12 protein-coding genes, 3 tRNA genes, 6 rRNA genes and 1 pseudogene are annotated in these 23,397 nt (G+C 47.7%); 5 read left to right on the top strand and 17 right to left on the bottom strand.

Annotated features, from left to right (window positions below):
* Positions 1-6: 6 nt before the first annotated feature.
* Together lysA and lptM are read right to left on the bottom strand one after the other, a co-directional pair.
* Positions 7-1,260 (bottom strand): diaminopimelate decarboxylase, encoded by a 1,254-nt coding sequence (gene lysA, locus GT360_RS00750; RefSeq protein WP_164647073.1) that lies wholly within the window; start codon positions 1,258-1,260, stop codon positions 7-9.
* A gap of 97 nt (positions 1,261-1,357) precedes the next feature.
* Positions 1,358-1,480 carry an LPS translocon maturation chaperone LptM gene (gene lptM / locus GT360_RS00745; RefSeq protein ID WP_164647072.1) on the bottom strand — a complete coding sequence of 41 codons (123 nt, stop codon included), beginning with the start codon at positions 1,478-1,480 and terminating at the stop codon, positions 1,358-1,360.
* A 74-nt stretch (positions 1,481-1,554) separates the two neighbouring features.
* Between lptM and cyaY the strand changes: the two genes are divergently transcribed.
* Positions 1,555-1,869 (top strand): iron donor protein CyaY, encoded by a 315-nt coding sequence (gene cyaY, locus GT360_RS00740; RefSeq protein WP_164647071.1) that lies wholly within the window; start codon positions 1,555-1,557, stop codon positions 1,867-1,869.
* 63 nt (positions 1,870-1,932) lie between these two features.
* Here the strand turns inward: cyaY and GT360_RS00735 are convergent, their stop codons facing one another.
* The gene (locus GT360_RS00735) at positions 1,933-4,470 is read right to left on the bottom strand and encodes a class I adenylate cyclase (protein WP_164647070.1); all 2,538 of its coding nucleotides are present in this window, start codon (positions 4,468-4,470) and stop codon (positions 1,933-1,935) included.
* Positions 4,471-4,802: 332 nt separating this feature from the next.
* Between GT360_RS00735 and hemC the strand changes: the two genes are divergently transcribed.
* The 4 genes from hemC to GT360_RS00715 are packed head-to-tail and all read left to right on the top strand — an operon-like array spanning position 4,803 to position 8,873.
* Positions 4,803-5,738, top strand: a complete 936-nt coding sequence (gene hemC / locus GT360_RS00730; RefSeq protein WP_164647069.1) for a hydroxymethylbilane synthase — start codon at positions 4,803-4,805, stop codon at positions 5,736-5,738.
* A gap of 2 nt (positions 5,739-5,740) precedes the next feature.
* A complete protein-coding gene (locus tag GT360_RS00725) occupies positions 5,741-6,481 on the top strand; it encodes a uroporphyrinogen-III synthase (RefSeq protein ID WP_164647068.1) in 741 nt (246 codons plus the stop codon).
* The gene (locus tag GT360_RS00720) at positions 6,478-7,698 is read left to right on the top strand and encodes a uroporphyrinogen-III C-methyltransferase (RefSeq protein ID WP_164647067.1); all 1,221 of its coding nucleotides are present in this window, start codon (positions 6,478-6,480) and stop codon (positions 7,696-7,698) included. The genes GT360_RS00725 and GT360_RS00720 overlap by 4 nt, the downstream gene beginning before the upstream one ends.
* The gene (locus tag GT360_RS00715) at positions 7,698-8,873 is read left to right on the top strand and encodes a heme biosynthesis protein HemY (RefSeq protein ID WP_164647066.1); all 1,176 of its coding nucleotides are present in this window, start codon (positions 7,698-7,700) and stop codon (positions 8,871-8,873) included. Before GT360_RS00720 ends, GT360_RS00715 begins: the two co-directional genes overlap by 1 nt.
* Before the next feature lie 163 nt (positions 8,874-9,036).
* Here the strand turns inward: GT360_RS00715 and GT360_RS21970 are convergent, their stop codons facing one another.
* The 14 genes and pseudogenes from GT360_RS21970 to ubiD form a co-directional block, all read right to left on the bottom strand.
* Positions 9,037-9,162, bottom strand: coding sequence for a hypothetical protein (locus GT360_RS21970; RefSeq protein ID WP_275426971.1), 126 nt, complete (start codon positions 9,160-9,162; stop codon positions 9,037-9,039).
* A 117-nt stretch (positions 9,163-9,279) separates the two neighbouring features.
* Positions 9,280-9,356: transfer RNA gene (locus GT360_RS00710), tRNA-Asp, on the bottom strand.
* Between the two features lie 56 nt (positions 9,357-9,412).
* Positions 9,413-9,529: ribosomal RNA gene (gene rrf, locus GT360_RS00705) — 5S ribosomal RNA — on the bottom strand.
* A gap of 90 nt (positions 9,530-9,619) precedes the next feature.
* Positions 9,620-12,506 (bottom strand): 23S ribosomal RNA (locus GT360_RS00700).
* 301 nt (positions 12,507-12,807) lie between these two features.
* Positions 12,808-12,883: transfer RNA gene (locus GT360_RS00695), tRNA-Ala, on the bottom strand.
* A 40-nt stretch (positions 12,884-12,923) separates the two neighbouring features.
* A tRNA-Ile gene (locus GT360_RS00690) sits at positions 12,924-13,000 on the bottom strand.
* Positions 13,001-13,065: 65 nt separating this feature from the next.
* Positions 13,066-14,617: ribosomal RNA gene (locus GT360_RS00685) — 16S ribosomal RNA — on the bottom strand.
* A 361-nt stretch (positions 14,618-14,978) separates the two neighbouring features.
* Positions 14,979-15,095, bottom strand: a 5S ribosomal RNA gene (gene rrf, locus GT360_RS00680).
* A gap of 89 nt (positions 15,096-15,184) precedes the next feature.
* Positions 15,185-18,071 (bottom strand): 23S ribosomal RNA (locus GT360_RS00675).
* Between the two features lie 354 nt (positions 18,072-18,425).
* Positions 18,426-19,977: ribosomal RNA gene (locus tag GT360_RS00670) — 16S ribosomal RNA — on the bottom strand.
* The 16S, 23S and 5S rRNA genes sit together here with 3 tRNA genes alongside, the layout of an rRNA operon.
* 542 nt (positions 19,978-20,519) lie before the next feature.
* Entirely contained in the window at positions 20,520-21,233 is a 714-nt protein-coding gene (fre, locus tag GT360_RS00665) for an NAD(P)H-flavin reductase (RefSeq protein WP_164647065.1), read from the bottom strand.
* 28 nt (positions 21,234-21,261) lie between these two features.
* The gene (locus tag GT360_RS00660) at positions 21,262-21,531 is read right to left on the bottom strand and encodes a 2Fe-2S iron-sulfur cluster-binding protein (protein WP_164647064.1); all 270 of its coding nucleotides are present in this window, start codon (positions 21,529-21,531) and stop codon (positions 21,262-21,264) included.
* Positions 21,528-21,917: a UbiD family decarboxylase gene (locus GT360_RS22035; RefSeq protein WP_420825439.1), complete on the bottom strand. Its 390-nt coding sequence runs from the start codon at positions 21,915-21,917 to the stop codon at positions 21,528-21,530. The genes GT360_RS00660 and GT360_RS22035 overlap by 4 nt, the downstream gene beginning before the upstream one ends.
* Positions 21,918-21,995: 78 nt before the next feature.
* Positions 21,996-23,372: pseudogene (ubiD, locus tag GT360_RS00655) on the bottom strand (4-hydroxy-3-polyprenylbenzoate decarboxylase); the annotation flags it as partial.
* Between the last annotated feature and the right edge of the window lie 25 nt (positions 23,373-23,397).

Below are 23,397 nucleotides of genomic sequence, written 5' to 3'. Positions count from 1 at the left end.
CGCTCGTTACTCCGGTAAAATCTGCTCTAGGGCCCAAAGGCTGGATAGTTCTTCTCTTTGACGAACCAAGTGAGCTTGATTGCCATCAACCATCACCTCAGCTGCGCGTGTTCGAGTATTGTAGTTTGATGCCATAACAAACCCATATGCCCCCGCTGAGCGCACTGCAAGAAGGTCACCTTGCTCAAGAACAAGCGCACGGTCTTTACCTAGGAAGTCGCCTGTCTCACAGATAGGCCCAACCAAATCGTAAGTGACTGCCTCTCCCTGACGCGGTGAAACAGGAACGATATCCTGCCACGCTTGATAGAGTGCTGGGCGCATCAAATCGTTCATTGCGGCATCAATAATGGCAAAGTTCTTGTGCTCAGTGTGCTTTAAGAATTCAACCTTAGTCAGTAGTACGCCCGCATTCGCGGCGATAGCACGACCCGGTTCAAAAATCAGCTCAAGCTCTTTGTGATTCACCAAGCGCTCCATCAAGGCACGTGCGTAATCGGATGGTTGTGGCGGTAGTTCATCACGATAAACCACACCCAGACCACCACCGACATCGAGGTGCTTAATGCTGACACCTTGGTCTTTAAGTTGATCGATCAAAGCAAGCAAACGATCCGTCGCATCAATAAACGGTTCAAGATCTGTCAACTGAGAGCCAATATGGCAATCGATGCCATGAATCTCTAGGTTCGTCAGGCTTTGAGCAAACTTATACACATCAGGAGCACGGTCAAAGGCGATACCAAACTTGTTTTCGCGCAGGCCTGTTGAGATATAAGGGTGAGTATTCGCATCCACATCCGGGTTGATACGCAACGAAATCGGTGCCTTAACCCCTAGCTTAGCGGCAACACTATTCAGGCGCTCCAGCTCAGGCTCTGACTCAACATTGAAACACTTAATACCAAGCTCTAGCGCACGCTGCATCTCTTGTTCTGTTTTACCAACCCCTGAGAATACGACCTTCTTCGGGTCACCACCCGCAGCGACCACACGCTCTAGCTCACCGCCAGATACGATATCAAAGCCCGAGCCTAGGCGGGCCAGCGTATTCAATACACCTAAGTTTGAATTTGCTTTCACGGCATAACAAACGAGATGAGGATGGTCACCCACTGACTTATCGAAGGCGTTCCAATGACGCTCTAAAGTCGCACGCGAGTATACGTAAAGCGGCGTTCCATATTGCTCTGCAAGAGAAGATAGTGTGACACCTTCAGCCCAAAGCTGCCCATCTTCCTGATAATTGAAGTAATCCAAGTTGTTTCCCTTAATCTGACCGAGTTTTCTTAATGAAGAACAAAGGACAATCCCCTTGTCACTGCTAAGAAAAAGCACTCACCGGTTTAACGATGAGTTATTGCTGTTGTGTTTGTTCACTTTGAGTATCGTCTTGTGGCAAGTAGAGAGCACCTGACTGACCACAACCCGCAATCGCGAGTGTCGATACAATAAACATGACTACTAGTGATTTTTTCATCGCGCTTGTCGTGATTATTTATTCGATGCCCCCTATAATCGCACCACAATCAAGAAAAGCAATAGGATGTACTGATGAACGATACTGAATTTCATCAACTCGTCGATTCTCAAATGGAAACCATTGAAGAAATGATCGACGAATCGGGGGCGGATGTCGACTACGAGACCTCTGGTAACGTAATGACACTTGAGTTTGAAGACCGCAGCCAAATCATCATCAACCGCCAAGAGCCAAAGCACGAGATTTGGCTTGCGTCAAAGTCGGGCGGATTTCACTTCCAATGGAAGGATGGGCAATGGGTTTGTTCTAAGACCGACAAAGAGCTTATCGACATGGTGAAAGAAGAGTGTGAGAAGCACGCCGGCGAAGAGATAGAGTGGCCCTAGTCTGTACCCACAGATTATAAAAATTAGGTGAGCATTATGCTCACCTAACTGTATCAACTAAAGTTACGCACTGGCCACGCGCTGTGAGCGTTTATAGCCAGAGTCATTACGATAAGGGACAATATAGCTGTCCGCACCATTCTCGGGATGGATCACGTCATAATACTGCGGCAGATTAAAGTTAATCAGCTTAGAGGAGATAGAGCGCTCATCTTTGACCGATGTGTAGAAACTATTCACACTCGCAATCAGCTCATCTTTCTCACCCACCAGTTTTTGATAAACCTCAACCTGATTTGCTTCATCCAAAACATAGATATTGAAGCCGTTTGGCGCAGTATCTTCGAAGAAGAACTGCACTAGGCCTTCGCTCGCGAAACTATCAATGATATTAGGCAGTTGGTAATCCTGCTCTTTATCCAGTTTGAGCAGTGGTGAGCCCTTCAACTTGTTGGTAGAGATACTACGATAGAAATCGACTGAGTTCTCAAGCTTCTTAACGGAGACACCGCGGCGCTCGAAGAACAAGCCATACATCTGATCCGATATACGTAGGCCTTTGAAGCTACGTTTCTTCTCTTGTTCAACTGGCTTAAGGCGCATATCAATGCACTCAGCAAGCAACTGATACACCGAATTACGAATCACACCACGCAGATGCTTACTGTAACAGAACACATCTACAGACTTAGGACGAATCGCATCATGGTGCATCTTACCCAACATCGTTTTCAACGCATCAAGCATCGCCATATTGCCTTTGAAGTGCAAAGTACGAACTTCATGCCAAGAGTTACGATAGACAAGATCGACACTCCCCACTAAGCATTCGTGCTGCTGACCAAAACTAAACACGTTCATGTTTTTAAAGTCATTACGGAAAGTTCGGTTGCCTAAAGACGCCGTAGGGTCCTGTTCAAAGTTAATGAACATGGCCAGTTGATTAATTTCACAGGGGCTTGCCAATGCATCCATCGAAGGGCGATTCGCGTTCAAAGAGAACGTATTTCTCAGATCGCCAACCATTTGATAGAACTTATCAATATCAATATCCGCATCGCGAACAACTGCGTTCAGGCGAGTTGACTCAGTAATCAAGCCATTAAAAAATGACCAAGCCACCAATTTACTGAGATACTGGTTGTGCTCTAACTTAGGCTGACCTATCAAACGATGCGCAATCAAAGGCTGCTTGTAGAGATACCAACCCTCAGGGTTAGTCTGCCCAGGCTTCACCTCAACAAAGGTTAAATCAGACTCATGCAGATCAGGGGAAATTTGCGGGTTGAGCAGTGTCACTTTACCCGGCAACACCTCAAAAGCAGCATAAAGCTTACGAGCCAGAATACTAATGTCTTGTGGGCTGATCGCGGATGTAATGTTGTTGCGACGTGCAAATTGGATAAGATTACGGTAGCTCTGCATCAAAGCATCAAGTAAAGAGTGATGAACCACTTTGACTTGTTCTACTTTCCAATTACGACGGTCATCAAGCTCTTCTATCTTGTCTTGATCCCATTGCCACTGCGCCACCATGTCGGCAAGCGCTTCACGTCGCCAAGGTACAGAGACCGAGCCAACGCCAGGCTCTCGCGATAGCTTTTCATGGGTCTTAAGATAGAAACAGCGACGAACCAACTCTAGACGCTCGTGATCACCAATACGCTCTAGGTAACGTGTAACCTTTTCAAGCATGAGGTAATAGGAATCCATCCCATAAAGATCAGGCTCTTGTGCGAAGAAACGACGTTTGCTGTCGAGGCTCAGAAGCTGGGTATTCGGGTACTCCCACGAATACGCTTCCAGCAGAATCGCTTTAAGAACCGATTTGTATGGAGAATCAATACTCTTATACAGTTGCCATAGATTCGCGCCAAAATACTCTTCAGCAGGAATACCATTAAGCTGGCCGAAATCAATCCACTCGTTACAATCAATGTAGTGCTGCTGACACAGTTGACTTACATATTGGTCGTAACACTCTTCCATTTCAGGGGGCACGATTTGCCACAATAATCGTTTACCCGCGAGACGAACTGCAGAGCGATAAAACTCGTCTAACAGCAGCATGTGCTGTGAGGAGCCACAGTTATCACCCGTCATCTCTTCAGAGTGGTTATGGCGAAAGCGCTGCTCGTCCATCAAGAAGAAGTTTGCTTCAACCCCTTGCCCTTTTGCCCACTCGGTAATCAATAAACACTTGTTGGTCAGCGCTTCCCTATCCATTGAAGGCATATCAGAAGAGACACAAACCCAAATATCGAGATCACTGGACGTGCTTTGGCCAATCGATGAAGTACTACCCATGGTATAAAGCGCGTGAATCGCCGGTTGCTCTGCTTGATGCAGCGTATGGCCGACCGTTAACTCGGTATTGGTAATGTACTTCTTCTGATGGTCATTAAACTCCATACCGAACACGCCATATGGGGTAAGTTCAGAGTAATAGCCAGGCAAAATAGGGTGATTGAAGTGAAGGAGAGTTGGGATCTGATGAAATACTTGCTGGCATGGTACATTCATTAGGGCCAGCGCACGCTCTACGCGTTGCTGGTTGAGAATATCCAGTCTGTCGGTCAGCTTGGTTGTATATGCCTGCAAGAGACGATCCTTGGTTAGTAAGTCAAATTCTCACTTTGTCGGTCTTTTGTACAAAAGGACCAATAAAACGTGATCAATTTAACACTTTTATCCGTTCGGGTAAAGAATGAAGCCAAGAAAGCTGATCTTTGGCTGAGCTCAAAGTGTTGCTCATGCTGTCATTTACCTGCCTTGTTGCCAATCTTTTTTGTCCAAATCCACGTGATACAAGTCACGTTCTTTAATTCATCCAACCTGTTAATAACATTTAACCTATTTCGATGACAATCAAGCAAGTTACTTTTCAGTGAATAATGGTACGATTGGCTTCATCTAAGCTAGTGAGAATACACATGAACACCAACACACCAATTCGCATCGCGACGCGTAAAAGCCCACTTGCTCTTTGGCAAGCACACTATGTTAAAGATGCTCTCCAAGCCGCGCATCCTGGATTGGAAGTGGAACTGGTAACAATGGTCACCAAAGGTGACATTATTTTAGACACCCCTTTGGCGAAAGTTGGCGGAAAAGGTCTGTTTGTAAAAGAGTTGGAAGTCGCCATGCTTGAAGGCAGAGCCGATCTCGCGGTTCATTCAATGAAAGATGTTCCTGTCGAATTTCCTGAAGGGCTTGGGCTCGTCACTATCTGTGAGCGTGAAGACCCTCGAGATGCATTTGTGTCCAACACCTATCAAAGCATTGATGAGCTGCCACAAGGTGCCGTGGTCGGCACATGTAGCCTACGTCGCCAATGCCAAATTAAAGAAGCTCGCCCAGACCTCATCATCAAAGAGCTACGAGGTAATGTCGGCACGCGCTTGGGTAAGTTAGATGCAGGAGAATATGATGCGATTATCCTAGCAGCCGCTGGCCTAAAGCGTCTCGAGCTGGAAGCGCGTATTCGCAGTTTCATCGAGCCAGAACAGTCGCTTCCTGCTGTGGGTCAAGGCGCTGTCGGTATTGAGTGCCGTCTGGATGATGAGCGTTTAATTGAGCTGCTCAAGCCACTTAATCACAAAGACACGCAAGATCGCGTTCTCGCCGAACGTGCAATGAATCTTACTCTTGAAGGGGGCTGCCAAGTGCCAATCGGCAGTTACGCGCTATTAGATGGTGATAACTTATGGCTGAGAGCGCTTGTTGGTGAGCCCGATGGCTCATGCATTGTTCGAGGCGAAATTTCAGGTCACCGCCAAGAAGCAGAGAAACTCGGTGTCGAGTTGGCCAATCAACTACTTGATGACGGCGCAAAAGAGATTTTGACTCGCCTTTACCAAGAGGACTAACCATGTCTGTGCTCATCACTCGGCCTGATGAGCCGGGCAAGCAATTAACACAGCAACTCTTAGAGGTGGGCATATCAGCCCACCATTTTCCCCTTATTTCAATCTGCGCCTCTACAGCAATCGATCACCTTCAACTCGATATTAATTGCAGCGATATTATTATTGCCGTTAGCCAATATGCGGTGATTTATGCCGACAAAGCCATCTCATCTTGGCCGAAGCACTCCACCTACCTCGCCATCGGCAGCAAAACAGCCCAACAGCTGGAACAAGTGACACAGTCAAAGGTCTACACACCAGAGATCCATGAAAGTGAGTCTTTTCTGACTCTTCCTCAACTTCAGCCATCCACGGTCAAAGGAAAAAAGGTCACGATATTGAGGGGCAACGGTGGACGAGAGCTGATTAAAGAGCGTCTGTCTTTAAGAGGGGCCGATGTTGAATATCGAGAGGTTTATCAGCGAAAAAATCTCTATTTTGATTCAAAATTAACCGTTAAAGAGTGGAAAGATAAACAAATAAAACATGTTGTTATCACAAGCAACGAGCAACTAAACCATCTATTATCTATGTGCAAGAGTGACAAACAGTGGTTAATAGAGCGCACGCTTTACGTTCCCAGTGAACGCATCGCGACACAAGCAAAAGCGCTGGGATTCTCAAAAGTAATTTGTACCCATGGCGCGTCAAACCCTGTCATTAGCTGTGCTCTCCAAGCTCACATTAAGGAAAATAACCAATGACAAAAAAAGTTAATGAGCAACCAGAATCAAATAAAAAAGCTCAAGAAGATGAGTCCACGTTGAAAGATCAAAACACGAGTAAAGAGGAACAGGCCTCTTCAAGTGCACCTCAGGAAAAACCAACTCAAGATAGCAATAAGTCGACGACTAAACCGGCTACCCCCCGTAATCCTCAAGAAAACAACAAAGAGAAAAAGCCAAGCAGTAAGCTTGCCATTATCGCTATTCTTATTGCCCTTGGTATTGGCGCTGCAGGTTTTTATAAGCTTCAAGAGCAAGACAAAATCTACCAAGCAGAAATTGCCGCTTTGAAAACGCAAATAGAGATGAAACAAAATGAGATGGTCTCAAGCCTTGAGGATACTCAAGCTCAAACAATACAGAAGGCGACAGAGCTAACTCACCGTGCCGAGGTAGCCATTGAGCAACAACAAAACAGCATTGAGAGCCTCCAACTGGCGATTTCAGACGTGCAAGGACGTCGACCAAATGATTGGCTGCTGGCTGAAGCGGACCATTTAGTTAAATTGGCGGGTCGTAAGTTATTTTTAGAGAAAGACGCGGTGACGGCGACAAGACTAATGGAAACCGCCGACCAGCGGATTGCGACCTTAAATGACCCTAGTTTGGTTCCACTGCGTCAGCAAATGGCAAAAGACATTACAACCCTCAAAGGTATACCACTGGTTGACAGAGAAGGCTTAGTACTTCGTCTAACCGCACTGCAACAGCAAGTGAGCGGCTTACCTCTCGCTAATGCGATATTACCAGAGGCACAACCACAAGAAGAGATCACCGTCTCCAATGACATCAATGATTGGCAAGATAACCTAAAAAATTCACTTAAGTCATTCAGTGAGAACTTTATTACCTTCCGTAGCCGTGATGGTAACGTCATCCCGCTACTTTCACCTCAGCAACATTTTTATCTCAGTGAGAACATTAAAGGTAAGCTAGAAACCGCCATTAAGTCGGTTTATCTAGAGCAAGGGGAGATCTATCAAACCTCATTAGCGAATGCGGTTGAGTGGAGTGAGACGTTCTTTGACCAAGACGAGCACCAAGTAAAACAGTTTAACAGCGCACTGAAAGAGCTCCAACAACAGGATATTGATGTTACTTATCCGCAGGCACTGGTCTCACAGCAACCATTAGAAGATGTAATCAGCGATCGTCTACGACGTAATGTGACTAGCATTGTAGAGGAGTCTGAATAATGTTTAGAACCATCTTTCTCTTTGTTGTTCTTGGCTTAGGACTCTTCGTTGGCTCTCAATACTCTGGCCAACAAGGCTATGTACTCATATCCTTTGCGGATAAAACCATTGAAATGAGTGTCACTACACTCGTCATCTTCATCATTGCTGCATTAGCCGCATTGTTCTTTCTTGAATTCATTCTCAAACGTGCCGCGTCAATGAGTTACAACACGTGGAACTGGTTTAGCGTCCGTAAGCTAAGACGCTCACGACGCTATACCAATGAAGGAATCATCAAGCTTCTTGAAGGTGATTTTAAACACGCAGAGAAGAAAGTAATGCGTTGGGCAAACCACCATGACAAACCTCTACTGTGTTATCTGATTGCTGCTGAGGCTGCGTTTAGTCAAGGAGATGAAAACAAACGCCAACAATATCTTGAAAAGGCAAGTGAGCAAGACGATTCAACACTGGCTGTCGGTCTGACAAAGGCCAAACAAGATATACGAGCAAAGAACTGCGAGCTCGCTTTTGACACACTCACCACGTTGAGTGGGCAATTCCCCAATAACACCTTGATTCTGGATCTGTTGAAAGGTGTCTACATAGAGCTCAAACTCTGGCAACCACTTATCGACATCATACCAAAACTGGCCAGAGATAAAGTGTTAACGAAACAGGAAGCCGATAGCTACTTGATCAGAGCACACTCAGGCCTTCTTGAAGATGTCGCGCAACAGCAAGGCAGCGAAGGGTTAGTTGCCCACTGGGATCGATTAACCAAAAAGCTCAAGAGTGACCCTACTCTCATCACCGCTTTTGCAAAACAACTCATCGCAAGAAAAGCAGATTATGAAGCACTTGGCGTTATTAAAAGTGTCTTAAAGAAGAATCATATCGAAGAGCTGTATGCTCTACTGCCTGAAATGAACCTTTCTGATCGACATCCGGTGAGTCAATTCTTGCTATCTGCAGTTAAGAAAGATCCCAACAATGCTGCCGCACACAGTGCATTAGGGCAACTGTATATACGTGACCAAAACTGGACTGAAGCCCAAAAGCACTTAGAGCAAGCCCTAGAAAAACGTTCTAATGTCTCTGACTACGCTTACTTGGCAGACGCACTTGAGCATCAAAATCTCAATCAAGCAGCACGAGACGTCTCACGTAAGGCTTTAACTCTTGTTAAATAGTCATGGTGCGGTTATTTGAAACTAAGCAATAAATACCAAGAAGCAGCCGCAAGGCTGCTTTTTTTATATTCTCACTCTGGGGGTGTTTGCTATCGTTCTATCAGTGGCATGACAACCATCGTCTAACGCTCTCTTTACACATGCCGTTCTTGTAGACTGCTATTTACGGTTCATTAATAGTTCCAGGAATAGCGTAACCAGTGAGTAAAATCAGGCGACGATGAATAGCAAACTGGCCACCAGTTTGATTGCCGCTAGTGAGAGTACCTTTTGGATATAGAACGTCCATACCTTAGTTTCCTCAAAGATTAGAGGAGACTGACCACTATGGTGAGTCTTAAGGAGTGAATACTCGAATGTTCAAACGTAAAAAAGCCCTAGTCTTTCGACTAGGGCTTAGGATAAGTGGCGGAGTGGACGGGACTCGAACCCGCGACCCCCGGCGTGACAGGCCGGTATTCTAACCAACTGAACTACCACTCCGCAGTGGTCTATTTAAAGTCTTATCTAAATCGTGCTTCAAATAGATAATGTTCAAAGCCTGGCAATGTCCTACTCTCACATGGGGAAGCCCCACACTACCATCGGCGCTATTGCGTTTCACTTCTGAGTTCGGCATGGAAATCAGGTGGGTCCACAATGCTATGGTCGCCAAGCAAATTCTTAATTCGGAAAGCTTTTAAAAGTTAATGTGCACACATTCAATATTCTTGGCTTTGAGTCCATCAAAACCCCTTGGGTGTTGTATGGTTAAGCCTCACGGGCAATTAGTACAGGTTAGCTCAACGCCTCACAACGCTTACACACCCTGCCTATCAACGTTCTAGTCTCGAACAACCCTTTAGGACACTTAAAGTGCCAGGGAAGACTCATCTCAGGGCTCGCTTCCCGCTTAGATGCTTTCAGCGGTTATCGATTCCGAACTTAGCTACCGGGCAATGCGTCTGGCGACACAACCCGAACACCAGAGGTTCGTCCACTCCGGTCCTCTCGTACTAGGAGCAGCCCCCTTCAATCTTCCAACGCCCACGGCAGATAGGGACCGAACTGTCTCACGACGTTCTAAACCCAGCTCGCGTACCACTTTAAATGGCGAACAGCCATACCCTTGGGACCGACTTCAGCCCCAGGATGTGATGAGCCGACATCGAGGTGCCAAACACCGCCGTCGATATGAACTCTTGGGCGGTATCAGCCTGTTATCCCCGGAGTACCTTTTATCCGTTGAGCGATGGCCCTTCCATACAGAACCACCGGATCACTATGACCTGCTTTCGCACCTGCTCGAATTGTCATTCTCGCAGTCAAGCGGGCTTATGCCATTGCACTAACCTCACGATGTCCAACCGTGATTAGCCCACCTTCGTGCTCCTCCGTTACTCTTTGGGAGGAGACCGCCCCAGTCAAACTACCCACCAGGCACTGTCCTCACCCCAGATAATGGGGCTAAGTTAGAACATCAAACATACAAGGGTGGTATTTCAAGGATGGCTCCACAGATACTGGCGTACCTGCTTCAAAGCCTCCCACCTATCCTACACATGTAGGCTCAATGTTCAGTGCCAAGCTGTAGTAAAGGTTCACGGGGTCTTTCCGTCTAGCCGCGGGTACACTGCATCTTCACAGCGATTTCAATTTCACTGAGTCTCGGGTGGAGACAGCGTGGCCATCATTACGCCATTCGTGCAGGTCGGAACTTACCCGACAAGGAATTTCGCTACCTTAGGACCGTTATAGTTACGGCCGCCGTTTACCGGGGCTTCGATCAAGAGCTTCGACCTAAGTCTAACCCCATCAATTAACCTTCCGGCACCGGGCAGGCGTCACACCGTATACGTCATCTTACGATTTTGCACAGTGCTGTGTTTTTAATAAACAGTTGCAGCCACCTGGTATCTGCGACTCCCCATAGCTCCATCCGCAAGGGACTTCACCGCGAGGAGCGTACCTTCTCCCGAAGTTACGGTACCATTTTGCCTAGTTCCTTCACCCGAGTTCTCTCAAGCGCCTTGGTATTCTCTACCCGACCACCTGTGTCGGTTTGGGGTACGATTCCTTACAATCTGAAGCTTAGAGGCTTTTCCTGGAAGCATGGCATCAATGACTTCACTACCGTAGTAGCTCGACATCGTGTCTCAGCCTTAAAGAGAGCCGGATTTACCTAACTCTCAAGCCTACGCACTTGAACCTGGACAACCGTCGCCAGGCCCACCTAGCCTTCTCCGTCCCCCCATCGCAATTGTAAGAAGTACGGGAATATTAACCCGTTTCCCATCGACTACGCCTTTCGGCCTCGCCTTAGGGGTCGACTTACCCTGCCCCGATTAACGTTGGACAGGAACCCTTGGTCTTCCGGCGAGGAGGTTTTTCACCCCCTTTATCGTTACTCATGTCAGCATTCGCACTTCTGATACCTCCAGCAGACCTTACAGTCCACCTTCAACGGCTTACAGAACGCTCCCCTACCCAATGACCTAAGTCATTGCCGCAGCTTCGGTGTATAGCTTAGCCCCGTTACATCTTCCGCGCAGGCCGACTCGACTAGTGAGCTATTACGCTTTCTTTAAATGATGGCTGCTTCTAAGCCAACATCCTAGCTGTCTAAGCCTTCCCACATCGTTTCCCACTTAGCTATACTTTGGGACCTTAGCTGGCGGTCTGGGTTGTTTCCCTCTCCACGACGGACGTTAGCACCCGCCGTGTGTCTCCCGGATAGTACTCACTGGTATTCGGAGTTTGCAAAGGGTTGGTAAGTCGGGATGACCCCCTAGCCTTAACAGTGCTCTACCCCCAGTGGTATTCGTCCGAGGCTCTACCTAAATAGATTTCGGGGAGAACCAGCTATCTCCAGGTTTGATTGGCCTTTCACCCCTAGCCACAAGTCATCCGCTAATTTTTCAACATTAGTCGGTTCGGTCCTCCAGTTGATGTTACTCAACCTTCAACCTGCCCATGGCTAGATCACCTGGTTTCGGGTCTATATCCAGCAACTCGACGCCCAGTTAAGACTCGATTTCTCTACGGCTCCCCTAGATGGTTAACCTTGCTACTGAATATAAGTCGCTGACCCATTATACAAAAGGTACGCAGTCACACCACGAAGGTGCTCCTACTGCTTGTACGTACACGGTTTCAGGTTCTATTTCACTCCCCTCACAGGGGTTCTTTTCGCCTTTCCCTCACGGTACTGGTTCACTATCGGTCAGTCAGTAGTATTTAGCCTTGGAGGATGGTCCCCCCATATTCAGACAGGATATCACGTGTCCCGCCCTACTCGATTTCACTGATGATGAGATGTCGGTTACGGGGCTATCACCCTGTATCGCGCCACTTTCCAGAGGCTTCACCTGTCTCACTAAAAGCTTAAGGGCTAATCCAATTTCGCTCGCCGCTACTTTCGGAATCTCGGTTGATTTCTTTTCCTCGGGGTACTTAGATGTTTCAGTTCCCCCGGTTCGCCTCACTAACCTATGTATTCAGTTAGTGATAACACCTTATGGTGCTGGGTTTCCCCATTCAGGAATCTCAGACTCACAGGTTTTTACTACCTAATCTGAGCTTATCGCAAGTTAATACGCCTTTCATCGCCTCTGACTGCCAAGGCATCCACCGTGTACGCTTAGTCACTTAACCATACAACCCGAAGGAGTTTCGAGTTGTTGTTTAAACAACCAAAGTTGTCTGCAATTTTTATACATGATGCAGACTCGATTTTGCCGGACTCAAATATTAAGTATCTTTCGATACTTCCAAGAACACTTGAATGTGTGTTGGTACCTAAAACCGTAGTTTTAGGATTTGAGAACTTTTAATTGAATAACAACGCATCTCAAAGAGATGGGGATTGTTGTTATTCGTCAGCTTTCCAAATTGTTAAAGAGCAAGATTTCTTTCGAAACCATTTTTAAAAGCACTCATCGAATGCGCTTAAAGATGGTGGAGCTAAGCAGGATCGAACTGCTGACCTCCTGCGTGCAAGGCAGGCGCTCTCCCAGCTGAGCTATAGCCCCATCAATAGGTGATGTCGTCGCCAATCTCTTGGGAGGAAATTGGTGGGTCTGAGTGGACTTGAACCACCGACCTCTCGCTTATCAGGCGAACGCTCTAACCACCTGAGCTACAGACCCGACATCATCTCTTTAATTCTATAAACCATCAATCTGTGTGAACACTCATCGCAATAATCATCGTATAAGGAGGTGATCCAGCCCCAGGTTCCCCTAGGGCTACCTTGTTACGACTTCACCCCAGTCATGAACCACAAAGTGGTGAGCGTCCTCCCGAAGGTTAAACTACCCACTTCTTTTGCAGCCCACTCCCATGGTGTGACGGGCGGTGTGTACAAGGCCCGGGAACGTATTCACCGTGGCATTCTGATCCACGATTACTAGCGATTCCGACTTCATGGAGTCGAGTTGCAGACTCCAATCCGGACTACGACGCACTTTTTGGGATTCGCTCACTCTCGCAAGTTGGCTGCCCTCTGTATGCGCCATTGTAGCACGTGTGTAGCCCTACTCGTAAGGGCCATGATGACTTGACGTCGTCCCCACCTTCCTCCGGTTTATCACCGGCAGTCTCCCTGGAGTTCCCACCCGAAGTGCTGGCAAACAAGGATAAGGGTTGCGCTCGTTGCGGGACTTAACCCAACATTTCACAACACGAGCTGACGACAGCCATGCAGCACCTGTCTCAGAGTTCCCGAAGGCACCAATCCATCTCTGGAAAGTTCTCTGGATGTCAAGAGTAGGTAAGGTTCTTCGCGTTGCATCGAATTAAACCACATGCTCCACCGCTTGTGCGGGCCCCCGTCAATTCATTTGAGTTTTAATCTTGCGACCGTACTCCCCAGGCGGTCTACTTAACGCGTTAGCTCCGAAAGCCACGGCTCAAGGCCACAACCTCCAAGTAGACATCGTTTACGGCGTGGACTACCAGGGTATCTAATCCTGTTTGCTCCCCACGCTTTCGCATCTGAGTGTCAGTATCTGTCCAGGGGGCCGCCTTCGCCACCGGTATTCCTTCAGATCTCTACGCATTTCACCGCTACACCTGAAATTCTACCCCCCTCTACAGTACTCTAGTCTGCCAGTTTCAAATGCTGTTCCGAGGTTGAGCCCCGGGCTTTCACATCTGACTTAACAAACCACCTGCATGCGCTTTACGCCCAGTAATTCCGATTAACGCTCGCACCCTCCGTATTACCGCGGCTGCTGGCACGGAGTTAGCCGGTGCTTCTTCTGCAGCTAACGTCAAACGAGCACGCTATTAACGTACCCGCCTTCCTCACTGCTGAAAGTGCTTTACAACCCGAAGGCCTTCTTCACACACGCGGCATGGCTGCATCAGGCTTGCGCCCATTGTGCAATATTCCCCACTGCTGCCTCCCGTAGGAGTCTGGACCGTGTCTCAGTTCCAGTGTGGCTGATCATCCTCTCAGACCAGCTAGGGATCGTCGCCTTGGTGAGCCTTTACCTCACCAACTAGCTAATCCCACCTGGGCTAATCTTGACGCGAGAGGCCCGAAGGTCCCCCTCTTTGGCCCGAAGGCATTATGCGGTATTAGCTATCGTTTCCAATAGTTATCCCCCACATCAAGGCATATTCCCAGGCATTACTCACCCGTCCGCCGCTCGCCGCCCATGATTTCCACCGAAGCTTCTATCATGTCGCTGCCGCTCGACTTGCATGTGTTAGGCCTGCCGCCAGCGTTCAATCTGAGCCATGATCAAACTCTTCAATTTAAGATTTTGATGCCCCTAAGGACTGACTCAATGAATACTGACTTCAAAACTACTAATGTAATTTTAAAGCTATTATCGTTCCAACAGAACGATAATGAATTGACTGTGCCGATACTAAGTATCGATTGGTCACTCAGTTCATTGAAATCTAAGTTGAAGCCTAAGCTTCATTTTGGATTATCATCAACGAGTGCCCACACAGATTGATAGGTTTATATTGTTAAAGAGCTTTGCTATCAAGGCCTTAACCTCGAAGCGGATGCGTATAATACGCGATTGACTCTGTAAGTCAACATAAAACTTTAAGATATTTCTTAAAACTTTATGGTGACTCGTCTCATCGAGACAAGTCGAAATTAAAGCCTGGCGATGTCCTACTCTCACATGGGGAAGCCCCACACTACCATCGGCGCTATTGCGTTTCACTTCTGAGTTCGGCATGGAAATCAGGTGGGTCCACAATGCTATGGTCGCCAAGCAAATTCTTAATTCGGAAAGCTTTTAAAAGTTAATGTGCACACATTCAATATTCTTGCTTTGAGTCCATCAAAACCCCTTGGGTGTTGTATGGTTAAGCCTCACGGGCAATTAGTACAGGTTAGCTCAACGCCTCACAACGCTTACACACCCTGCCTATCAACGTTCTAGTCTTGAACAACCCTTTAGGACACTTAAAGTGCCAGGGAAGACTCATCTCAGGGCTCGCTTCCCGCTTAGATGCTTTCAGCGGTTATCGATTCCGAACTTAGCTACCGGGCAATGCGTCTGGCGACACAACCCGAACACCAGAGGTTCGTCCACTCCGGTCCTCTCGTACTAGGAGCAGCCCCCTTCAATCTTCCAACGCCCACGGCAGATAGGGACCGAACTGTCTCACGACGTTCTAAACCCAGCTCGCGTACCACTTTAAATGGCGAACAGCCATACCCTTGGGACCGACTTCAGCCCCAGGATGTGATGAGCCGACATCGAGGTGCCAAACACCGCCGTCGATATGAACTCTTGGGCGGTATCAGCCTGTTATCCCCGGAGTACCTTTTATCCGTTGAGCGATGGCCCTTCCATACAGAACCACCGGATCACTATGACCTGCTTTCGCACCTGCTCGAATTGTCATTCTCGCAGTCAAGCGGGCTTATGCCATTGCACTAACCTCACGATGTCCAACCGTGATTAGCCCACCTTCGTGCTCCTCCGTTACTCTTTGGGAGGAGACCGCCCCAGTCAAACTACCCACCAGGCACTGTCCTCACCCCAGATAATGGGGCTAAGTTAGAACATCAAACATACAAGGGTGGTATTTCAAGGATGGCTCCACAGATACTGGCGTACCTGCTTCAAAGCCTCCCACCTATCCTACACATGTAGGCTCAATGTTCAGTGCCAAGCTGTAGTAAAGGTTCACGGGGTCTTTCCGTCTAGCCGCGGGTACACTGCATCTTCACAGCGATTTCAATTTCACTGAGTCTCGGGTGGAGACAGCGTGGCCATCATTACGCCATTCGTGCAGGTCGGAACTTACCCGACAAGGAATTTCGCTACCTTAGGACCGTTATAGTTACGGCCGCCGTTTACCGGGGCTTCGATCAAGAGCTTCGACCTAAGTCTAACCCCATCAATTAACCTTCCGGCACCGGGCAGGCGTCACACCGTATACGTCATCTTACGATTTTGCACAGTGCTGTGTTTTTAATAAACAGTTGCAGCCACCTGGTATCTGCGACTCCCCATAGCTCCATCCGCAAGGGACTTCACCGCGAGGAGCGTACCTTCTCCCGAAGTTACGGTACCATTTTGCCTAGTTCCTTCACCCGAGTTCTCTCAAGCGCCTTGGTATTCTCTACCCGACCACCTGTGTCGGTTTGGGGTACGATTCCTTACAATCTGAAGCTTAGAGGCTTTTCCTGGAAGCATGGCATCAATGACTTCACTACCGTAGTAGCTCGACATCGTGTCTCAGCCTTAAAGAGAGCCGGATTTACCTAACTCTCAAGCCTACGCACTTGAACCTGGACAACCGTCGCCAGGCCCACCTAGCCTTCTCCGTCCCCCCATCGCAATTGTAAGAAGTACGGGAATATTAACCCGTTTCCCATCGACTACGCCTTTCGGCCTCGCCTTAGGGGTCGACTTACCCTGCCCCGATTAACGTTGGACAGGAACCCTTGGTCTTCCGGCGAGGAGGTTTTTCACCCCCTTTATCGTTACTCATGTCAGCATTCGCACTTCTGATACCTCCAGCAGACCTTACAGTCCACCTTCAACGGCTTACAGAACGCTCCCCTACCCAATGACCTAAGTCATTGCCGCAGCTTCGGTGTATAGCTTAGCCCCGTTACATCTTCCGCGCAGGCCGACTCGACTAGTGAGCTATTACGCTTTCTTTAAATGATGGCTGCTTCTAAGCCAACATCCTAGCTGTCTAAGCCTTCCCACATCGTTTCCCACTTAGCTATACTTTGGGACCTTAGCTGGCGGTCTGGGTTGTTTCCCTCTCCACGACGGACGTTAGCACCCGCCGTGTGTCTCCCGGATAGTACTCACTGGTATTCGGAGTTTGCAAAGGGTTGGTAAGTCGGGATGACCCCCTAGCCTTAACAGTGCTCTACCCCCAGTGGTATTCGTCCGAGGCTCTACCTAAATAGATTTCGGGGAGAACCAGCTATCTCCAGGTTTGATTGGCCTTTCACCCCTAGCCACAAGTCATCCGCTAATTTTTCAACATTAGTCGGTTCGGTCCTCCAGTTGATGTTACTCAACCTTCAACCTGCCCATGGCTAGATCACCTGGTTTCGGGTCTATATCCAGCAACTCGACGCCCAGTTAAGACTCGATTTCTCTACGGCTCCCCTAGATGGTTAACCTTGCTACTGAATATAAGTCGCTGACCCATTATACAAAAGGTACGCAGTCACACCACGAAGGTGCTCCTACTGCTTGTACGTACACGGTTTCAGGTTCTATTTCACTCCCCTCACAGGGGTTCTTTTCGCCTTTCCCTCACGGTACTGGTTCACTATCGGTCAGTCAGTAGTATTTAGCCTTGGAGGATGGTCCCCCCATATTCAGACAGGATATCACGTGTCCCGCCCTACTCGATTTCACTGATGATGAGATGTCGGTTACGGGGCTATCACCCTGTATCGCGCCACTTTCCAGAGGCTTCACCTGTCTCACTAAAAGCTTAAGGGCTAATCCAATTTCGCTCGCCGCTACTTTCGGAATCTCGGTTGATTTCTTTTCCTCGGGGTACTTAGATGTTTCAGTTCCCCCGGTTCGCCTCACTAACCTATGTATTCAGTTAGTGATAACACCTTATGGTGCTGGGTTTCCCCATTCAGGAATCTCAGACTCACAGGTTTTTACTACCTAATCTGAGCTTATCGCAAGTTAATACGCCTTTCATCGCCTCTGACTGCCAAGGCATCCACCGTGTACGCTTAGTCACTTAACCATACAACCCGAAGGAGTTTCGAGTTGTTGTTTAAACAACCAAAGTTGTCTGCAATTTTTATACATGATGCAGACTCGATTTTGCCGGACTCAAATATTAAGTATCTTTCGATACTTCCAAGAACACTTGAATGTGTGTTGGTACCTAAAACCGTAGTTTTAGGATTTGAGAACTTTTAATTGAATAACAACGCATCTCAAAGAGATGGGGATTGTTGTTATTCGTCAGCTTTCCAAATTGTTAAAGAGCAAAATAGCTCGAGGCTAAAGCCTCAAAACCATCAATCTGTGTGAACACTCATCGCGACTTATTTGTCTTCACTTTAAAAAGTGAAAGCAAACTATCCGTTTCGTATAAGGAGGTGATCCAGCCCCAGGTTCCCCTAGGGCTACCTTGTTACGACTTCACCCCAGTCATGAACCACAAAGTGGTGAGCGTCCTCCCGAAGGTTAAACTACCCACTTCTTTTGCAGCCCACTCCCATGGTGTGACGGGCGGTGTGTACAAGGCCCGGGAACGTATTCACCGTGGCATTCTGATCCACGATTACTAGCGATTCCGACTTCATGGAGTCGAGTTGCAGACTCCAATCCGGACTACGACGCACTTTTTGGGATTCGCTCACTCTCGCAAGTTGGCTGCCCTCTGTATGCGCCATTGTAGCACGTGTGTAGCCCTACTCGTAAGGGCCATGATGACTTGACGTCGTCCCCACCTTCCTCCGGTTTATCACCGGCAGTCTCCCTGGAGTTCCCACCCGAAGTGCTGGCAAACAAGGATAAGGGTTGCGCTCGTTGCGGGACTTAACCCAACATTTCACAACACGAGCTGACGACAGCCATGCAGCACCTGTCTCAGAGTTCCCGAAGGCACCAATCCATCTCTGGAAAGTTCTCTGGATGTCAAGAGTAGGTAAGGTTCTTCGCGTTGCATCGAATTAAACCACATGCTCCACCGCTTGTGCGGGCCCCCGTCAATTCATTTGAGTTTTAATCTTGCGACCGTACTCCCCAGGCGGTCTACTTAACGCGTTAGCTCCGAAAGCCACGGCTCAAGGCCACAACCTCCAAGTAGACATCGTTTACGGCGTGGACTACCAGGGTATCTAATCCTGTTTGCTCCCCACGCTTTCGCATCTGAGTGTCAGTATCTGTCCAGGGGGCCGCCTTCGCCACCGGTATTCCTTCAGATCTCTACGCATTTCACCGCTACACCTGAAATTCTACCCCCCTCTACAGTACTCTAGTCTGCCAGTTTCAAATGCTGTTCCGAGGTTGAGCCCCGGGCTTTCACATCTGACTTAACAAACCACCTGCATGCGCTTTACGCCCAGTAATTCCGATTAACGCTCGCACCCTCCGTATTACCGCGGCTGCTGGCACGGAGTTAGCCGGTGCTTCTTCTGCAGCTAACGTCAAACGAGCACGCTATTAACGTACCCGCCTTCCTCACTGCTGAAAGTGCTTTACAACCCGAAGGCCTTCTTCACACACGCGGCATGGCTGCATCAGGCTTGCGCCCATTGTGCAATATTCCCCACTGCTGCCTCCCGTAGGAGTCTGGACCGTGTCTCAGTTCCAGTGTGGCTGATCATCCTCTCAGACCAGCTAGGGATCGTCGCCTTGGTGAGCCTTTACCTCACCAACTAGCTAATCCCACCTGGGCTAATCTTGACGCGAGAGGCCCGAAGGTCCCCCTCTTTGGCCCGAAGGCATTATGCGGTATTAGCTATCGTTTCCAATAGTTATCCCCCACATCAAGGCATATTCCCAGGCATTACTCACCCGTCCGCCGCTCGCCGCCCATGATTTCCACCGAAGCTTCTATCATGTCGCTGCCGCTCGACTTGCATGTGTTAGGCCTGCCGCCAGCGTTCAATCTGAGCCATGATCAAACTCTTCAATTTAAGATTTTGATGCCCCTAAGGACTGACTCAATGAATACTGACTTCAAAACTACTAATGTAATTTTAAAGCTATTATCGTTCCAACAGAACGATAATGAATTGACTGTGCCGATACTAAGTATCGATTGGTCACTCAGTTCATTGAAATCTAAGTTGAAGCCTAAGCTTCATTTTGGATTATCATCAACGAGTGCCCACACAGATTGATAGGTTTTAATTTTTAAAGAGCTTCTCTTCTTTGTGACTTAAATCACTTCGGAAGAGGCGGCCATTCTAGAGATTTAATTCAAAGTGTCAAACACTTTTTTGAATTTTTATTTCAACCAATGATAGGAGAAATAAATCTAGTTGCCTGACTGACAATTCTCGTTGAAGCCTTGTGGGCTCTGCCGTGTCAGTGGAGGCGCATTATAGGGGGATTATTCTGTGGCACAAGTGTTTTTTTGAAAAAAATGCATTTTTCTCATCAACTGACGAATAAACCATCAAAACACTAAAAAAGGAGGCTAATTGCCTCCCTTTTCACCCCAAATTACGCACTTTTATATGAAAGAAAACGCATCAGAGAACATATGTTCGGTTAGAGCTGACTTATGTTGAGTAAACTGCTCTCTCGCTGCACCCGCCATTTCAAAACGTCCAGCGATATAGATATCGAACTCTTCTAATGAGGTAAAGTCTTCCGCTACAGCTTGAAGGACATTACCCTTCTTTCCTTGCCACTGTTCCTCACTTTGCTCAACGACCGGAGTAAAATGTACGTTCTGATGAGCCTTCGCAATTTGTTCGATTTCATCATGCGCATATAACTGACGAGCATCTTTTGCTCCCCAGTATAAGTAGATCGGTGATTCAATCGACTGTGCAACACAATGATCGAGAATCGAACGCACATAGCTAAAGCCGGTTCCACCTGCTATTAGAAGTAATGGACGTTTATTTTGCTCTCGCACCCACGCATCTCCAAATGGCGCTTCTATTTCTATATCGCTACCAAGCTCTAGGGCTTGCTGCATCGCTTCGACAACTTCAATTGCATAGGCATTATGTTCGGCAGCGCCAATGTGCAATTCTAGCTCACCCTCATGTCGACATGGGCTGCTTGCTATTGAGAACGGACGTTTGTCTTTTTCACCCATCACTACCGTTAGGTATTGACCTGCTTTAAACAACACAGGTGTGTCAGGGTGAAGCAATATTTGATACGTATTACACGCCAAAGGCTCAATCGACTTTACTTTACATTTAATCGTCATTTCTGTTTCTAATCCTAATAAGGCATCTTTATTCTGACAGTGAGATCTTTAAATCACTTTCTACTACGGCCTGACAAGCAAACACCCACCCCTGCGCCTTTTCGGCTTCTGTCAGCATCGGCTCAAGGTGATATTTCACCCTTCCTGTTAAAAGCCGACAAAGACACGCAGCACAAGCACCAACCTGACATCGATTTGGAAAGCGTATATTGTTGTTGAGCGCAGCTTCCAAAATCGTCTGTCCATTCTCTACATCAAAAGCGATGTTTTCTGGGGTGATAGTCACTGTATAGGTCATAGTATATTTAACTCATCCCAAATACTGTCGACTTTTGCCACTAAATGTGGCGATTTCTTAATGGGCACTCCCCATTCTCGGGTAATTTCAGCACCAGACTTGTTGGTCGCATCCATTCCTAGCACTCTCACTTTTTGGTTTTCGACAGTGATAAACTGGGAGTCACGCGACGGATCCATACGGGTGGTGATCGCCCAGATAATATCATTCCAATCGTTAACTTTAACGTCATCATCACAGACAATGATGAACTTTGCAGTGGTGTACTGGCTAATCAAGGGAGCGGCAATTCGCAGCACTTCTTGCCCTTCCCCCGGCTGAGACTTATTGATATCCAAAACGACAATGCCACCTCGCGCAGCATCTGGTACAAAACATTGCTTCAAGTTCGGTAAACTTTCACGCAGTTTATTTTCGAGTTGCTTGATATCACAAGATAATGGGGAGTCATCACTTTCATCACGCTCAACCGACCACTTAGTTGTCGCATCCAACCCCATTTTTGACCCAAGGCCAACAACAGGCGACGCAAAATCCAAAGAGTCTATTGGCGTATTATCGATAAAGAGGCAGTCTCTTTCTGGTGACATGTTCTCATTTATCGCTTTAGCGACACTGTCCCAGTTTCTCGCATCAACACTTTCATCACACACAATCACATACTTGGTGTACATAAATTGGCGCAAGAAAGACCAAACTCCCATCATCACGCGCTTAGCGTGCCCTGGATATTGCTTCTTGAGTGTCACTACCGCCATGCGATAAGAGCACCTTTCAGGGGGTAAGTAGAAATCAGCAATTTCAGGAAACTGCTTTTGCAAGATTGGCACAAACACTTCATTAAGAGCAACACCTAGCACGGCCGGCTCGTCTGGTGGGCGACCTGTGTAAGTGCTGTGATAGATCGGATTATTACGCATCGTAACATGAGTTATAGTGAAAACGTGGTGCTGCTCTTTTTCGTTGTAGTACCCCGTGTGATCGCCATAGGGTCCCTCATCTGCATACTCTTTAGGATCTATGTAACCTTCCATCACAATTTCAGCGCTGGCTGGTACGTCTAAATCATTACTCAACGAGCGAACCACTTCCGTCTTTTTGCCTCGAAGCAACCCCGCAAAAGCATATTCAGATAAAGTATCAGGTACCGGGGTTACGGCACCAAGGATGGTTGCTGGGTCTGCACCAAAAGCGACGGAAACAGGGAAAGGTTTGCCTGGGTTTGTCTCCATCCAGTCACGCAAGTCTAGAGCACCGCCACGATGAGCTAACCATCTCATGATGATTTTGTTCTTTGCTATTTTTTGCTGTCGGTAGATGCCTAAGTTTTGACGCTTTTTATTTGGCCCTTTGGTAATGGTAAGACCCCATGTTAATAGCGGTGCCACATCCTCTGGCCAGCAACTCATCACCGGGATTTTATCAAGATCGACCTCATCACCCTGCCATACTACTTGCTGACAAGGCGCATTGCGCAAACGCTTTACAGGCATATTTAATACCTGACGAAAAACCGGTAGTTTCTCAAGCGCATCTTTAAAGCCTTTAGGTGGCTCGGGCTCTTTTAAATAGGCCAGTAGCTTACCAACTTCGCGGAGTTCTTTGACATTGTCACGCCCCATACCGATAGCGACACGCTCCGGCGTACCAAAAAGGTTGGTCAACACGGGATAATCCGACCCGATAGGGTTTTCAAACAACAAAGCGGGCCCACCTTGACGTAAAGTGCGGTCACTGATCTCTGTCATTTCATAGGCAGGGTCAACAGGGTGAGTAATACGTTTAAGTAGACCTTTATGCTCCAAATGGTCAATGAAGTAGCGTAAATCCTTAAAGCTCATGGGCCTTCTACTGGCAAGTAATCGT

It is taken from the genome of Vibrio astriarenae (assembly GCF_010587385.1).
GTDB classification, from domain to species: domain Bacteria; phylum Pseudomonadota; class Gammaproteobacteria; order Enterobacterales; family Vibrionaceae; genus Vibrio; species Vibrio astriarenae.
The sequence above is the reverse complement of the archived record's forward strand: the minus strand, read 5'-3'. Positions and strand labels throughout refer to the sequence as shown.

Bases quoted from the DNA above. Each gene is read 5' to 3' on its own strand.
- GT360_RS00720 (WP_164647067.1), top strand. From the start codon at position 6,478: ATGACAAAAAAAGTTAATGAGCAACCAGAATCAAATAAAAAAGCTCAA.
- GT360_RS00725 (WP_164647068.1), top strand. From the start codon at position 5,741: ATGTCTGTGCTCATCACTCGGCCTGATGAGCCGGGCAAGCAATTAACA.
- GT360_RS00715 (WP_164647066.1), top strand. From the start codon at position 7,698: ATGTTTAGAACCATCTTTCTCTTTGTTGTTCTTGGCTTAGGACTCTTC.
- fre (WP_164647065.1), bottom strand. From the start codon at position 21,233: ATGACGATTAAATGTAAAGTAAAGTCGATTGAGCCTTTGGCGTGTAAT.
- hemC (WP_164647069.1), top strand. From the start codon at position 4,803: ATGAACACCAACACACCAATTCGCATCGCGACGCGTAAAAGCCCACTT.
- GT360_RS00660 (WP_164647064.1), bottom strand. From the start codon at position 21,531: ATGACCTATACAGTGACTATCACCCCAGAAAACATCGCTTTTGATGTA.
- GT360_RS21970 (WP_275426971.1), bottom strand. From the start codon at position 9,162: ATGGACGTTCTATATCCAAAAGGTACTCTCACTAGCGGCAATCAAACT.
- lptM (WP_164647072.1), bottom strand. From the start codon at position 1,480: ATGAAAAAATCACTAGTAGTCATGTTTATTGTATCGACACTCGCGATT.
- cyaY (WP_164647071.1), top strand. From the start codon at position 1,555: ATGAACGATACTGAATTTCATCAACTCGTCGATTCTCAAATGGAAACC.